This is a genomic window from Paenibacillus sp. DCT19, from assembly GCF_003268635.1.
GTDB lineage: Bacteria > Bacillota > Bacilli > Paenibacillales > Paenibacillaceae > Paenibacillus.
On sequence record NZ_CP029639.1, the window covers coordinates 6,472,590 to 6,488,189 of the forward strand.

Sequence of the window (15,600 nt, forward strand, 5' to 3'; positions counted from 1 at the left end):
AATAACATGTATTCTGTCCTCCTGTTCAGTGTTACTTGTATTGTAGTAAAACGCTCTGGACCGATTCTGAACATGGACAGACTATAGGGACTCTTTTGGACGATATGTGTGGTTGGGGAAAATCACATCTTGATTATCTACGTGTCAATAGAGACACGAAGGTGATGGAGGAGTTTGTTATGAACAAACAGTGATATAGAAAATAGGATGAGTCATTATATATCCCTCTTTCAAAGAAGCCTCGCTTGTGTAAGCCCTATCCATCGTCTATAATTTCGTTCAGTTGCACAATGATTAACAGGGCTAAACAGAAATGAACAGACATTAGGGATCAGGGATAATACACTGGTCGGCTACCTGATGAAGGAGGAACGGATATGTTGCAGCTTTCGGAGAAACAGGCACAGGATATCGTCGATAAAATGATGCAGGACATCCCCTACAACATTAATATTATGAATGAACAAGGAATTATTATTGGTAGTGGACAGCGTGAGCGCGTAGGTTCCATTCATCAGGGAGCTGTTCGAGCATTAACGACAAGAACCATGGTTGAAGTGTGGCAAGATGGCCGGTTAGAGAAAATGGGTACGAACGAGCCTATTATCATTAGCAATGAGCTAGTGGGTGTGATTGGCATATCAGGGCATCCAGATGAGGTCCGTCCATTCTGCAACATCGTGCGTACTACCGTATCCCTTCTTATTGAACAGCGCAATCAACTGGAGAATCTGGCTCATGAAGCTTCACGCAAAAAGGCTTTTTTGGAACGACTTCTTAACCATTCTGGTTCCTATTCACAGAAAATGAGGAAAGAAGCGCTGCAATATCATATCGATTTGCAATTGCCTACAATCCTTATATACATTCGATTCCAAGGGGAATCGCCACAGTTTAACACGGAAGCCTATAAAACCTTGCTGCCTTACCCTTGGTTTACACTGGAGGATGCAGGGGATGCGCAGTTGGTGCTCATTCAGAATGAATCAGAGGTAGATACGGTCATCCAGCAATTCCAGCAGGATCGACCTCAAGCCTTGATCTCTATTAGTAGACGAGAATCCAATATCGCACGCTGTTACGAGCAGGCAAGATCCGCCATGAACATCCTGATGGCACTTCGCCCCGCGTCCCCTCTAACACGGTACGATGATGTGCAGTTTCTCATACGTTTTAGCGCTGCCAACTTAACTAATCAATCCAACATTGTCAGTAAGCTAGAGGACACTGCCGATCTACTTGAGACGTTACGTAGCTTTATCCATCATAGTGGTAGCATGACTACCACAGCCGATGACCTCAACATCCATCGCAACACGCTACAATACCGGCTCAAACGCATACAATCTATTACGGGCAAAGACCCGCGTAACTGGCTCGAACTTATTGAGCTTACTCACGGGTTACTCGCGTTTTATCGGTAGATTGAGGCACCCAAAAGACGGATGCAAATTGCCCCATCATGCAGGCTTTCATTTCGCCATCCGTCTCTTCTGATCTTTATTCTGCTGTTATCCCGTTCTATGATGGTAGAAGACCAAGCCTCAACACCCGTGCGATGTTCTCCATGGTACGCTCCACATTCGCTGAGCCTTCCCGCAAGAGTGTATCTAAATCCGCTGCTCCTGGCACAATGCCAAACACGGCATCAATGCCTTCTGTGTACAGAGTCTCAATCCCTTCACCCACATATCCTGCGATAGCAATAACCGGGTTCCCTATTTCTTTGGCCGCTTGGGCCACACCGTAAGGCGTTTTGCCAAACTTCGTTTGAAAGTCAATGCCGCCTTCGCCTGTAAATACGATATCTGCATGAACTAGTTTTTCGCGTAAACCTGTATATTCAATCACGATCTCAATGCCTTTGCGTAATGTAGCTTGCGTGAAAATGAGAAGCCCTGCTCCCAAACCACCTGCTGCACCCGCACCCGGTACATCTCGAATATCCTTATGCAGCTGTTGGTTTACTACATCTGCATAATGAGACAGGTTTGCATCCAATAGCTGCACCATCTCCGGCGTAGCACCCTTCTGTGGGCCAAATACCCGTGAGGCGCCGTGTTCACCACAGAGTGGGTTCGTCACATCGCAGGCAACGATGAACTCCACTTCCTGTAGACGTGGATCTAAGCCCGACACGTCAATATGCGCTAATCGGTTAAGCGAACCTCCACCACGTTCAAGAGATATACCCTGGGCATCCAAAAATTTTACACCAAGCGCCTCAGCCACACCTGTACCCCCATCGTTAGTGGCGCTGCCGCCAATCCCGATAATAATTTTACGAATGCCTTGATCAAGACATTTCCGAATCAGTTCTCCTGTTCCGTACGTCGTTGTGCGAAGTGGATCACGCATCTCTGGAGCCACGAGATGGATACCGCTGGCCGAGGCCATCTCAATCGCTGCCGTTGTTCCATCTCCAAGAATACCATACTGTGCCATGACCTTCTGACCCAATGGACCCTGTACTTCTTGAAAGTGAATCGTGCCACCAGAAGCATCCACAAGCGATTGTACCGTCCCTTCGCCTCCATCAGCCATGGGTACATGGATATAACGTGCTGTTGGGTAGATTTTGCGCAATCCTTTTTCCATCGCCACACATACTTCTTTGGCTGTCATGCTTTCCTTGAATGAGTCTGGTGCCAGTACAAATGTATTTTCTCTCTTTTCTCCCATTCCTCTCACCCCATCCATATGATTAAAGTGCGTCTAGTAAACAAGCTCTTAAAGGATAAATCCATATAGCAATGTAGCCACAATAGCCATCGTACCACCAACAATCGCTTCATAAGGTATGACACCCATCCGTTGTCGAATTGTCATCTTCATACTGTCAGCAGACACATGAAAATAGTTACCTTGTGGCAGGGAATCGATGACCGTTGCACCCGTATGAACCATCACAGCCGCAGCTAGCGGAGCTGTCCCCATGTTCAAGATTGCATCGCCGAATGATCCTGTTGCGAGAATAACACCTGTCGAAGTTGATGCTGTCGCTGCTGCCATCAGAATGCCAGCGATTGGTGCCAGGAAGGTACCGGATATACCAGACGCTTCTATTAGACTAACGACTTGACCTGATAGATCCGATGCGGAGATCAACCCTGCAATCCCCCCGGCACCTACCAGGATGAGTACTGTCGCCGTCATTTTGTTCAGTCCCGACGTTGTATACTTCACAATGTTCTTGCTCTGTCCCATCGCCAGCATACCGATGATTCCCGCAATCGGGAGAATGTACATTGCGTCCACTTTGAACGTAGACAGTGCTCCAATGCCTGTAATTGAACCGATCGGATTGATCATGAGCAAAATAATCGCTACCAACGGTGCCACAATCGCTTTCTTCAGAGGTGGATATTGGGATGTATCCACCTCTCCTTGCTCTGCTTCCTGGTCAGAGACCATCACACCTTTGCCTTTAAGCATTGAAGCTACGATAACGGTTACAATTAATCCGCAGATGGCTGGAATCACTCCAGCCAACATCACATTGCTAAGATCCAGATCGAACCCTCGTGCCGCAGCAATCGTGTTCGGGTTCGGAGAAATGATATTCCCCGCTTTACCACCGCCGGATAAGGCTAACAGCAGCGCAAGCTTGGAGATACCCATTTTGTTACCTACGGATAGCGCAATCGGCGCTACGATTAGAACAGCGACAGGGATAAATACACCAACCGCAGTAATGATCATCGTTGCCAAAGCCAAGGCGAGAATCGCCTTACTGCCGCCAAACTTCCGTACGATAGCCTGTGCAATGGTCTCGGCTGCACCTGACTCCATCATGACTCCTGCAAGCACCCCAGCAGCTAGTACACGTAGGACGGTGCCCATGACACTTTGTGTACCATTTACGAGTATATTTACAGTCTCCTCTAGATTCGCTCCGCCAATTAAAGCGCCTACAATTGCTCCCAAAAATAAAGAATAGACTGGATTCAGTTTCTTCAGAATCAGTATGATCGCAATAGCAAGCCCTGCCAGTGCGCCGATCCAGCTAATTGTTAAAGGTTCCATTGTCCATTGCCCCCCATGCACTTGTTGAACACGCTTTCATTATAGTTGCTGGAGAAGCAAAGATATATTGATGAACAGACGAAATTCATTGTTCATTTGCACAATACACATGTTGAATAACGGATAACAAATCTCTCGATTCATACTTTAGAATACGCCATGCTACACAAAAAGCCTGTTAGCCAGTAATCCATGGCAGCAGGCTTTTTCATCTCATATTATTCTCCCTCGTCCTGATCCTTGTTTGCCGGCTTATACTCACCCAACTTCCCCTCATATACGAGCGCGAGTCTTTCACTTTGGCGAAAATCGTCCGGGGTCACCAAGGCGGGCAGCTTGTTCCACAGCTTGATTCCGGATCGCTGTAATATTTCTGCTACGAACTGTGAACAAAAGTAGGAGTTGCTAAACTCCACTGGCTCTTTCAGCGTAATGCCAATGACGCCAAGCAGGTTGTACATATATTTCTGGCGGCTACGGATGAAGATATGTAGCACACGTTTCATTTTTTCCACTTCACGTTCTGTCACCTGAAGCTCATAAATAACACATGTCGTGTTCGGATATTTGCTGTATGTACCTGTCTGGATATCTTCCTTCACAAACCCACCATTCAGCGGATTGCTTGGATGTTTACGACCGAAGCTGTATAACTCGGATAATTCCCGGTCAAACGAGATTGAGGCATGATTATAGGGTGCTTTGGTGTAACTCTGAATGACTTTGGTAAACAAGGTTCCTGTATTCGTAAGCAGGATATAGATGGAGCGTTGATCGGTCATAACAAAATTTCCCCTTATCATGTGGTCACTATTCCTTCATAATAACATAGGTACCCTTTTATGGAATCTTATTTTAGACAAGCAGGTGATCCTTCGGTGAGCAGTTCATTATTCACATTAACCTTAATATTCACTGCATTACTCGTCATACATATCGTGTACAAAATCATTGCAAAGCTACAGCCGGACAAAGACTATTCGGGCATCGGCAACAAAATCAAAACCTGGTGGGGTATGCTCGTTATCTTCTGCCTTGCCACACTGTTTAACCCTATCGTCTCCTTGCTCTCCCTGATGGTGCTGGCATTCTTCGCACTGAAGGAATACTTCTCCATGATTCGCAGTACACGCAAAGCTGACCGCAGGTTATTCCTATGGGCATATCTCGCGATACCCGCTCAGTTCTACTGGATCTATATTGGATGGTATGGGATGTTCATCATTTTCATTCCGCTGTATGTTTTCTTAGTGCTGCCCCTCCCGCGCTTAATTAACAAGGGAACGGTGGGCTTTCTACGCAGCGTCAGTTCCACGCAGTGGGGACTTATGCTCATGGTATTCGGACTCAGCCACCTTGCTTACTTTCCTTTCGCTACACCGGAATATGGGTCGAAGCTGGTCTTGTTCTTAGTGGTGCTAACTCAGCTTAATGATGTCATCCATTATGTGGTCTCTCTATATCTGGGCAAACGAAAAGTCGTGCCTACGGCCAATCCGTTTTTGACATGGGAAGGATTCGCCTGTTCCTTGGTCATCACAACGGCAGCCTCCTACTTCATCCATCCGTACCTTACGCCGTTTGATGCAGGATTCGCCTTATTTATCGGAGCACTAATCAGCCTCGCGGGTTTCTTTGGCAGTCTGACCGTATCTGTATTGAAGCGAGATCTGCTAATTGGGGATGATAACAAGTTTGACGCACTCAAAAAAAGCTACCTAAGCAGAGTCGACAGCCTTACCTACACATCACCCGTGATGTTCCATGTTGTGCGTTATTTCTTCGACTTTATGTAACAATTCTAGATATTAGATATAAGGCTCCATTTAATTTTTAAAAAACAAATCACACCTCCAAGCTAATCCAACCGGCCTAAACACCGGCTGATGAATTTGGAGGTGCTTCATTTTTAGCATATTACATTCGTTTAGGCTCATGCCATTTCAAGCGGGCGAATCCAGAAATACTGTCTATTTCTTCAGCTTAACTTCCTGCTCCGCCAGAACCTCTTGGCCAGCTTCATTCGTATACACCAACGTGACTTTGCCACGTTCACCCTTCATTTCATCTGTATATTTGAATTCATTGAGCTGACCATTATCCTTGATGTAGAAACCTTCTTTTTTGCCGTCTGCTTGATTCTCGTCTGCTTCATGCTCCGTTGCTTCTTGTACTGAATTAATGATTGTGATCTGATTGGATGTCCACCGCAGTTCAGATAACGTATATCCTTCTGGCACATCCTTCACCGAGTAGCGAAAGCTCTTTGCTTCCGTAAGCTTGTCCGATTGATCGATGGTGATCACAATTCCATCTCCGGCATTGGCCGAGGATTCAGATTGGGCTGTGTACGATCCATTGTCCTGCTTCGCGTCTGCATTAGGAATAGAATCAGGGCCTGCTTCGGCTATAGGCTCCTTCGATCTTGGATACGCATGCTCCTGTACAGATTCATTATTATTACGAGCACCGCATGCACTCGTTAGTACCATGATGCATAATAACGCAAATATCCAACGTGTCGATTTCATCCATGTGATCTTCATCATTGAATCCCTCCTGTTGATAAGTACGTGTCCCTAAAAATGTTAATTTATTGAATGACCCTCAATAACTAATACACGATATCCTTCCTCATGAAGCTCCATATTATGTAATCTCAATCGATACAAATAAAAAAACCTAAATATCATTTAAGATATTTAGGCTCGTTTTAGTTTGAGTTATCTTTGGCGTAGCAAACTATTTGGACGGCTACACACATGGACTATACACAACGTCATACGGTCATTTATCATCATATTGAGGCAAAATTAAGACCTGCCCCGCTTGAATAGAGTTAGAAGAAAGCTTATTAATTTTTTTCAAAACTTCTACAAATACCCGTGTATCCATTTGTTGCGGCTTATACTCTACGGAAAGATTCCACAGCGTATCCCCTTGGGAAACAATGACCTTTCTACCCGATAGCAGGTCTTCCTCACCACCTGCAAATGCAGTTAGCATCGTACTACAACCAATAATCACAATAAGAGAGATGATGGAAATTTTCAATAACAACGGTCGCGCCTTAAGTTGAAGTATTTTTTTTCTAAGCTCACCCGTGCTCCATTGGACCGATGCTGAACTCACCGGTTTATAAATGCTCTGATACGTAGAATGTCTCATCATTTCATCAACCTCCGAACCTAGCTCCTATTCCTATATGTAACGAGCGCATGATGATCCCCCTGGACCTTCAAACAACAATCGCGCAATTTGTCTATCTCCGATGTCTTCAGTCATCACGCCTACAAATGCGTAACCCGTTTATTATTTTGCACTTGTTCAAGGGTCAGTACTCCCTCTCACCTATATTTGTAAGTAGGTATCATAGACCTATACTAATCCCTGTAGGTAGGTACATTATACCACTACATTCTAAACAAATTCTGAACAAACCGATCAGATTTCGCTACAAACATGCATAAATCTATCATTTACGTACTATTTCGACGGAAATAGCTAAAAAAAATAAAAAATTCATGCCTGATTTTCGGCGATAATATAGATTGGATTTTTTTATACTAGAAGAGTGCAGTGGATGATCTATTCTCATAAACGTAAGGACGTGTACCCATGATTGCTGATGATCTGAAAGAACAATATTACCAAGCCCTTCTTGCCAAAGACTCAGAGTACGAAGGATTATTCTATGTTGGAGTCAAAACGACAGGTGTATTCTGCCGCCCAACTTGTCCAGCTCGAAAACCAAAATTCGAAAATTGCGAGTTCTATGAGACCGCTCAGGAGGCATTACTCGCTTCATTCCGGCCATGCCAGCGCTGTCGTCCACTATCTCATCCCAATCACGTATCTGACGTTGTACGCCTGTTGGTTGAGGCTGTTGAGAATAATCCGGAGAAACGGTGGAAAGAACAGGATTTCAAAGACCTGTCGATTGATGAATCGACAGCGCGGCGTCAATTCAAGAAGCGCTTTGGCATGACTTTTGTGGAGTATGCTCGCGCTCGCCGTATGGGACTTGCGCTAAAAAATATCCGTTCAGGTCACACCGTCATTGATAGCCAGCTATCCACGGGCTATGAGTCCAGTAGCGGCTTCCGAGATGCATTCTCACGCATTATGGGTGCTGCCCCTACACAAGTAAATGAAGGACAGGTGCTTAAAGCGTCCTGGATTGACACCCGCCTCGGCCCCATGATGGCTATAGCTGATGACAAACAACTATACTTACTTGAATTTATTGATCGTAGAGGGCTTGAGCGCGAGGTAGAGCGACTGCGGATTCGAACCAAGTCAGCAATTGTACCTGGCATGACGCCGCCAATTCAATCCATAGAACGAGAACTTGAACAATATTTCGACGGGACGCTGACAACGTTCGACACACCGTTGTTCTATTTAGGAACACCATTTCAGAAGAGGGTATGGGAGCAGTTATCTTTGATTCCAGCAGGGGAAACACGTTCCTATCAAGAGATCGCAATCGCCCTGGGTAAACCAACCGCATGTCGCGCCGTAGCTCAAGCGAATGGAGCCAATCAACTAGCGATTGTCATTCCGTGTCATCGAGTCATTAATACAAGTGGTGAGCTTGGCGGATACGGGGGGAATTACTCGCAAAAACTGGCTGCTTCAACACGAGAAACAGGGGGCGTTACAGTGAGAAACAGCATCGCATTTATTTATAAAGGAGTGAACTGAGATGAACGCCAACAAGCGTACGATGGGAGAAAAAGCTGAACAATTTCATCAATATCATGTGAAGGGGAAACCACTCGTACTGGTGAATGTATGGGATGCTGGAAGTGCACAGACCATTCAGTCTACAGGAGCCATGGCTATTGCTACCGGAAGCTGGTCTGTTGCCACAGCCCACGGTGAGCAGGATGGAGAAGCTCTGCCATTCCAGCTGGTGCTTGCTAACCTATCACGGATTACCAAGAGCGTAGATTTGCCTGTAACCATCGATATAGAGGGAGGGTATGGCAGGTCTGTGTCAGAAGTGAAGCAAAATGTATTGCAAATTATTGAGCATGGTGCGGTAGGCATTAATATCGAGGATCAGCTTCCTAATGGGGCGGGTTTGTACAGCATCCCAGAACAGTGCTTGAGGTTATCCGCCGCCCGAGAAGCTGCGGAGCAGGCAGGCATTCCCCTTTTTATCAATGCACGCACAGATTTATTCTTGCAACAGGTTCCTGAGCAGCATAATGAAGCGTTACTGGGCGAAGCCATCACACGATCCAAGGCTTACGCAGAAGCAGGGGCTAGCGGTCTATTCGTTCCAGGTTTACAACATTCACAATGGATTCAAGAACTGTGTGACCAGTCGCCACTTCCCGTCAACGTGATGGTAACATCGCCTGAGCCTTCACCTAAACAACTGGCTGCACTGGGTGTAGCACGGATCAGCTATGGACCGTATCCTTATCTGCAAGTCATGGAACATCTGAAAGGGCTCGGGCAACGTATTCTAATGGGATCATAATGATCTTGATGAAGAGGTGTGTTCGTATCACGCTATCCCTCATGGACAGAGGGTGTTTCCAGCCTCCACCTGTGGTATAATCCCACTACCTAACAGTAACAGGAGGCATATATGCTTAACGTTGAACAAAAGCTCGAAATTCTGGAATCGTACCCTCAGCTGCAGCGCAAAAATGTTTCTCTAGGGCGTGTGAATTTCCACTATGAGGACAGCGCCTATGAGAAGAAAATTGTAGCACTCCATATTCACCCGAACGGTAATGGTTATATCTACGCAGGGCTGCTGCCGAACTACGAGACGGATGCCAAAGGGTTCGTTAATATTCGTGATTACGCTGAAGCCGATCTGCGCACATTGCTAGATGCAACGATCCAAGCGATGTCCTATAATCCAGACGCAGTTGAAGTCGTTGAGCACGCACCCGTATCAAAAGAATCTGTTCCAGTTACACTGTCTTCGGGCGGCGGAGTCTGGATCAATGAAGAAGGACAAACGCTCACGTTAAAATATGATAATGACATGTGGTGTGTGTATGCTGGTCATGATCTAGAGATGGCTTATGAATCACGCAGTGAGGCTGGCGAATACCTTCAGGAGGAAGGATTCAGACCGCAAGCCCAGGCTTAAATTGAATACAGCAAACGTTTGAACATACAGCAAACACGAGGGAGCATATACTCCCTCGTGTTTTTTCATATCATCTGTATCTACTTAAAAAATAGACTCCGTTAGACCTTCGACCGGTTCTATCCTTAGTCTTTGCTGCCTTTTCGTACAAGCGGCGCATGTTTCATCATGGGATACGTGGACAGTAGCAGCACTCCGCCGATCAAACCCAGCACAGTAAAAGACACCATTCTGTTTAGTCTGGCGATCCAAAGCGTCAGTTGCCCCATATCTGCAAATGCAATTACCAGTGACAATACTAGACCCAAGCCAAAGAGCATAATCAGGAAGTTACGCATTCCCAGTCGAATCCAGCAGACCGTCAGGAAGACGGAAAGACCAAGTACCCAAAGCCCAAGCATCAAGTCAATCCAGAAATAAGGCAACACAAGATACTTCGAAGAGTATAGCATGCCTGGCTGGTACAACGTGACTTGTAGCCATCCGCCTACATTCAGCCAATGAACGACCAGATAGATCAAATGCAGAATGACCATCGTGCCAGCAACCATACAGAGTCCCATCATGTAGAATGATTTCATAAATTGAATTCGTGTACTGCCCATACCAATGGCTATCGGGTAGATCGTGATCAGACCCGCAACAGCAAAAGTACAGATTCCTCCATACATCGGTCCGAATAACTGCGAGGAATAACTGACATCAAACAATAAGCCAATCGCGGTATAAACTACTGTCAGTCCAAGAGCAATGGAAGTAAAAATGATCAAATATAAACGCATATCGTCCAAAATCAGCCGATTGGTTCCTTTTACTGCATTCATACCCTCGCCTCCTCCTTCCGGGTTACATTTACCAGATAATCCTGAAGTGCTGCTTTTTCAATGGAAAGCCCATGATGCTGAGCCTTGGCTATCCATTCCTTTGAATACACGTCATCAATCATCACTTTGCTGGTTGTACCCATCCGGGCAGAATCGATAATATCAGCACCTTGAGAAGCTATTCCTATATCTTGAATTAACCCTGTTAGAAGAACCCCACGCTCGCGTATCTCTTCCATAGGATGATGGTATAACACCTTTCCTTGATGTACCACAATCAGAGTTTCACACAAAGGCTGTATCTCTTCAATATGGTGCGTTGATATTAGAATCAGACGAGGGTTATCTTCATACGTTTCCAATAATGCTTCATAGAAAAGCTTTCGTTTCTCCGCGTCGAGTCCATTAGTCGGCTCATCCATAATCGTTACACTTGCGTTACTGCACAATCCTAGAATAATTTGAGCCGCTGTCTTCATGCCCTTCGAAAATTTACTAATTTTCTGTTTGGACGGTAACTCGAATACATCAATGAGCCGCTTGGCAAGCTGGTGATTCCACTGTGAATGGAAATGTGATCCGATGGTGACCAGATCATTTATATTCCAGTTTTTGCCGAGTGGATGATTCTCCTGGATATAGCACAAATGCCCCTGAGCAGACAAATTATTGTATGGATTCTGATCCATAATCTGAATGGTTCCACTGTCAGGACGGTTGTGTCCTGCAAGCAGGCTCATCAGTGTAGTTTTGCCAGCCCCATTCCTTCCCCAGATCGCCCCGATTACAGGTTCACTCTCATGCAAGGTAACGTTGTTCATAATAGGGGCTTTGTTCTTCTGATAGCTGTAACTTACCTGCTCCATATGAATCATACTTCACTCTCCTTATCCTTCTTGCCACGGATTAGATCAATAATCATGTCCTCATCCATACGAATGCGTCTGGCTTCCTCAAGTAAAGGCTTGATATATTCTTCGTAAAAATGCTGCTTCCGTTCAACAAGCAATGCTTCCTTGGCTCCCTTAGCAACAAACATTCCTACACCTCGCTGTTTATAAATGATGCCTTTGTCTACCAACTCCTGCAGCCCCTTTCGCGCCGTAGCTGGATTAATATTGTAAAAGCGAGACAATTCATTCGTAGAAGGAACCTGCTCTTCCACTTTCAGTCTGCCTTCCACAATATCATCCATGATCATCATGGCGATCTGATGAAAAATAGGCTGGGATTCATCTAAAGTTGATTTCATCTGTTCCCAACTTTCTTACATAATAGTGATTCGTATGTCATCATACGTGCCTCAATAGCTTACAGTTTAGCCCCGTGCTTATTTACACTGTTCTTTCTTCATCACTAAGTCGGTTAGTCGGTTAGTTACTCATGTAACTAACTATAGTACACGAGGGCAGCAAAGTAAATAGTCAAATGCCTACCCACCATTATTTTTTCCAAACTTAAACTGCTTCGCTTAGATCAACCCCAGAGTTTAGCTCTAGCTTAGCCCGTTGCTAAGCTAGCCAAGTTAAATCACATTCCCGATCTTAAGGGCGCTTTCCGCTTAGCCTGATTGAATTGGTTAATTAAACCGTCTAACACTACGGACTGCTGGATAACTTCAGGGTGCAGCAAATTCCCATATTTCATCTCAATCGTGTACAGCAACTCCCTAGCCGATTCAATCTGGACGATCAACGCAGTATGTTCCATAGTGTCCCCTCCTTTTGTCATATTTTAGCTGATTATGTCAATCGGTAGGACTATAGTCATATGACATTACTAATTTTTCCAAACTAAAAAACCCCTGAATAGGCTTCAGAGGCATCTTCCAATTCTGTTATGTTCTAAGTACCAAATCCATGATCAGCAGGTCTCGCTATTGAAGGGCTTGGAGCTTCGTTTCCAGAGGCAGGCTCAGGAGCAGGAATTACGATACTTACCCAAATGCTACATGTGGCTATCAGCAAAGCCAACGTTCTCTTCATTGAGTTTCTGCACCTCACTAATTATAATTTTGTACTGCTGTTTAGCGGTGTCTGTCGCAAAATCCCTGTATTGCTCAAACAGCCCGACACCTCTAAGCATAGCCCGACCACTACAAATTTCAAGTGAAAATTTCAGACTATTTATGACAAAATCAAGCCCTTTTTGAAACTCATCTCTCTTCAGATAATATGCTCCCAAATCAGCTAAAAGACGTACATATCGATCATCAGTAACTTGTTTGCTGACCTTTCCTATTCGATTGCTCTGTTCCTGGTATGTGAAGTAGGATTCGTACTGTTCTAACACAAAATCGATATTTCCGTTATATCGATTGGCTGCTTTTACGATATCACACAGCGCTGGAAATATCTCATTCTCTCGCGTTGATATATAATTCAAATAATCAGGCAATACTTCAAATTGCCCTGCCATCAAACGATAAATATAGCGGTTCGCCTCAGCCCATTCCTGAAACTGAGTGATGACTAATGCTTCCTCGTCGTTGCACTCTTTTACCCAATTATTTACCGCGTAGAGCGACACGTACTCAAGCGCCTGATCGTAATCTTTGAGATGATAACAGGCACTACCTGCCGCTAGATATGAATATAAGATATAAAATATGATAGGACGCTTGGTCTCTTCTGGTTTCTTCCTACCATTCAATTCATAATGAATCGTTGCTTTTACCCTTAACTTCTCTGATAGCTCTTGTACCTTGTTCCAACGGTGTAGTGCACCGAACGCATTAATAAGCTCATTCAAGGCATCCAACTGATAACGTTCATCCAGACGATCTACATAGTATTCAAACTGTGCTGCAATGATCAGATTCCGTTGCTGATCCTTAGAGAGACCAAGCTTGAACAGTCGGTATTGGCATAAAGCTAACCGCTCCGAGTGCTGCATTTTCTCACTCTCGGCAATCGTTTCGTATAAAAGGATCGCGGGTTCGAATTTGCCATCACGATAGAATTCTTCTGCCACTTCAAACAACAAGGGAATATAGGATAGATTATCCATCATTAAACGGATAACCTCTTCAATACAATTTAATTTGCCCAAATCGGCACATCGATGGAGGAATGGCCCTAGTCTCCGCCAGTCAGGAGTCGCATGCACAAAACACTCATCTATGTATAGTTCATAGAAATGACCTTCTCCTAATCTCATAGCCGCAGTAATTCGATCCAATTGCTGCATAGCAATCGGGCGATTTTTATTAAGAATGTTACTTAGCGTACCTGAATTAATGCCTGACGTGTCTGAAAAGAAGCTAATCGACATCTGCTCACGCTTGAGATAACTCTCCAAATGATCACGTATCGTGGTTGTGGACTGCAAACGAACACCACCCTCCAAAATAAAAAAACATAAACGAATGAATCCACTTCATCCCTTTAATGAAAAGAATTCCAGTTTGACGATATTTTTAAAATAATTATATGTATTTATTAAGTATGGGTCAATAAAATAATTTGAACTAATTTGTATTAATTACAATTTAATCCTTTTATTTATGTCACACTATTTCTTCGATTCTATACGATTAAAGCATCTTCCTGCTAACCTCGAACAATATAAAAACACGAGTGAAGATACACCCGTGTTTTTATGATCGTTTCTAAGAGAACACTATTACACTATTGCTATGATTTATGGCAATACATTACCCGCAGCACGGTAAATATCGTACCATTCTTGGCGAGTAAGATGTACATCGGACGCTTTAACACAGTCTTGCAGACGTTCAATATTCATCGTACCTGTCACGGGTTGCATCTGTGCCGGATGGCGGAGCAACCAAGCGATTGCAATCGTTGTATTGCTCACTTCATACTTCGCTGCAATCTCGTCGATCTTCGCATTCAACTCAGGGAACTTGTCGCTACCCAAGAACACCCCTTCGAAGAATCCATATTGGAAAGGAGACCATGGCTGAATCGTGATATCATGCAGACGGCAATAATCCAATATACTGCCATCACGGTTAATTGCAGCTTCGTTCTCCATGTTAACATTGATTCCACTGTCAATCATCGTTGTATTCGTGATGCTCATCTGGAGCTGATTCGCGACCAGTGGCTGTTTAACATACTTTTTGAGCAATTCAATCTGGTTTGGATTCTGGTTAGATACCCCGAAGTGACGAACTTTACCTTCGCGCTCCAACAGGTCAAAGGCTTCTGCCACCTCTTCCGGCTCAACAAGCGTATCTGGACGGTGCAACAACAATACATCCAGATAGTCCGTTTTCAGACGCTGCAAAATACCATCGACTGAATTCAAAATGTGCTCTTTCGAGAAATCAAACATCCCCTTGCGAATCCCGCATTTGGATTGCAGAATGATGTTCTCCCGAACTTGAGGGCTCATCTGCACAGCATCAGCAAAGATCTCCTCACATTTCCCTGTTCCATAAATGTCGGCGTGATCGAAGAAATTCGCTCCAATCTCCATTGCAGAACGAACAAAATGCTCCGCTTCCTTACCGTCCAATGTATTAATCCGCATGCAGCCAACCGCTACAACCGGTACCTCCAGCGAGCTACTGCCAAGTTTAATTGTTCTCAAGATGATTCCCCTCCATATTCGGATATGTGTTTAGTGTAGTGCTACAATCATCGTCGATGGTACTTGTCT

Annotated in this window: 15 protein-coding genes and 1 pseudogene; 5 read left to right on the forward strand and 11 right to left on the reverse strand. The window is 44.7% G+C overall.

The annotated features are described in order from the left end of the window. Positions 1-377 precede the first annotated feature (377 nt). A complete protein-coding gene (locus DMB88_RS29290; RefSeq protein ID WP_128104120.1) occupies positions 378-1,424 on the forward strand; it encodes a CdaR family transcriptional regulator in 1,047 nt (348 codons plus the stop codon). A gap of 97 nt (positions 1,425-1,521) precedes the next feature. On the opposite strand, the gene DMB88_RS29295 is transcribed toward DMB88_RS29290, so the two are convergent. From DMB88_RS29295 to DMB88_RS29305, 3 genes are all read right to left on the reverse strand, one after another. After that, positions 1,522-2,682, reverse strand: coding sequence for a glycerate kinase family protein (locus tag DMB88_RS29295; RefSeq protein WP_128104121.1), 1,161 nt, complete (start codon positions 2,680-2,682; stop codon positions 1,522-1,524). A gap of 48 nt (positions 2,683-2,730) precedes the next feature. Further along, positions 2,731-4,026: a GntP family permease gene (locus DMB88_RS29300; RefSeq protein WP_128104122.1), complete on the reverse strand. Its 1,296-nt coding sequence runs from the start codon at positions 4,024-4,026 to the stop codon at positions 2,731-2,733. Positions 4,027-4,244: 218 nt separating this feature from the next. Continuing rightward, positions 4,245-4,808 (reverse strand): hypothetical protein, encoded by a 564-nt coding sequence (locus tag DMB88_RS29305; RefSeq protein WP_128104123.1) that lies wholly within the window; start codon positions 4,806-4,808, stop codon positions 4,245-4,247. 96 nt (positions 4,809-4,904) lie between these two features. Between DMB88_RS29305 and DMB88_RS29310 the strand changes: the two genes are divergently transcribed. Then, the gene (locus tag DMB88_RS29310; RefSeq protein ID WP_128104124.1) at positions 4,905-5,822 is read left to right on the forward strand and encodes a phosphatidate cytidylyltransferase; all 918 of its coding nucleotides are present in this window, start codon (positions 4,905-4,907) and stop codon (positions 5,820-5,822) included. A 174-nt stretch (positions 5,823-5,996) separates the two neighbouring features. On the opposite strand, the gene DMB88_RS29315 is transcribed toward DMB88_RS29310, so the two are convergent. Beyond that, on the reverse strand, positions 5,997-6,575 hold the full coding sequence (locus DMB88_RS29315; protein WP_128104125.1) for a hypothetical protein: 579 nt from the start codon (positions 6,573-6,575) through the stop codon (positions 5,997-5,999). A 238-nt stretch (positions 6,576-6,813) separates the two neighbouring features. Beyond that, positions 6,814-7,197 carry a cell division suppressor protein YneA gene (locus DMB88_RS29320; protein WP_128104126.1) on the reverse strand — a complete coding sequence of 128 codons (384 nt, stop codon included), beginning with the start codon at positions 7,195-7,197 and terminating at the stop codon, positions 6,814-6,816. 447 nt (positions 7,198-7,644) lie between these two features. On the opposite strand from DMB88_RS29320, the pseudogene DMB88_RS29325 reads away from it, so the two are divergent. From DMB88_RS29325 to DMB88_RS29335, 3 genes and pseudogenes are all read left to right on the forward strand, one after another. Beyond that, positions 7,645-8,695, forward strand: a pseudogene (locus DMB88_RS29325) (bifunctional transcriptional activator/DNA repair enzyme AdaA). A 39-nt stretch (positions 8,696-8,734) separates the two neighbouring features. Beyond that, on the forward strand, positions 8,735-9,520 hold the full coding sequence (locus DMB88_RS29330) for an isocitrate lyase/PEP mutase family protein (RefSeq protein ID WP_217363763.1): 786 nt from the start codon (positions 8,735-8,737) through the stop codon (positions 9,518-9,520). Between the two features lie 111 nt (positions 9,521-9,631). Further along, positions 9,632-10,147: a hypothetical protein gene (locus DMB88_RS29335; protein ID WP_128104127.1), complete on the forward strand. Its 516-nt coding sequence runs from the start codon at positions 9,632-9,634 to the stop codon at positions 10,145-10,147. Positions 10,148-10,272: 125 nt separating this feature from the next. Here DMB88_RS29335 and DMB88_RS29340 read toward each other — a convergent pair whose 3' ends face one another. From DMB88_RS29340 to DMB88_RS29365, 6 genes are all read right to left on the reverse strand, one after another. After that, entirely contained in the window at positions 10,273-10,971 is a 699-nt protein-coding gene (locus tag DMB88_RS29340) for a hypothetical protein (protein WP_128104128.1), read from the reverse strand. Further along, positions 10,968-11,846, reverse strand: coding sequence for an ATP-binding cassette domain-containing protein (locus DMB88_RS29345; RefSeq protein WP_128104129.1), 879 nt, complete (start codon positions 11,844-11,846; stop codon positions 10,968-10,970). Before DMB88_RS29345 ends, DMB88_RS29340 begins: the two co-directional genes overlap by 4 nt. Next, positions 11,843-12,223 (reverse strand): GntR family transcriptional regulator, encoded by a 381-nt coding sequence (locus DMB88_RS29350; RefSeq protein ID WP_128104130.1) that lies wholly within the window; start codon positions 12,221-12,223, stop codon positions 11,843-11,845. Before DMB88_RS29350 ends, DMB88_RS29345 begins: the two co-directional genes overlap by 4 nt. Before the next feature lie 278 nt (positions 12,224-12,501). Next, on the reverse strand, positions 12,502-12,681 hold the full coding sequence (locus DMB88_RS29355; RefSeq protein ID WP_128104131.1) for an aspartyl-phosphate phosphatase Spo0E family protein: 180 nt from the start codon (positions 12,679-12,681) through the stop codon (positions 12,502-12,504). A gap of 237 nt (positions 12,682-12,918) precedes the next feature. Next, entirely contained in the window at positions 12,919-14,301 is a 1,383-nt protein-coding gene (locus DMB88_RS29360) for a transcriptional regulator (protein ID WP_174715321.1), read from the reverse strand. 312 nt (positions 14,302-14,613) lie between these two features. After that, positions 14,614-15,531 carry an aldo/keto reductase gene (locus DMB88_RS29365; protein ID WP_128104132.1) on the reverse strand — a complete coding sequence of 306 codons (918 nt, stop codon included), beginning with the start codon at positions 15,529-15,531 and terminating at the stop codon, positions 14,614-14,616. Positions 15,532-15,600 lie beyond the last annotated feature (69 nt).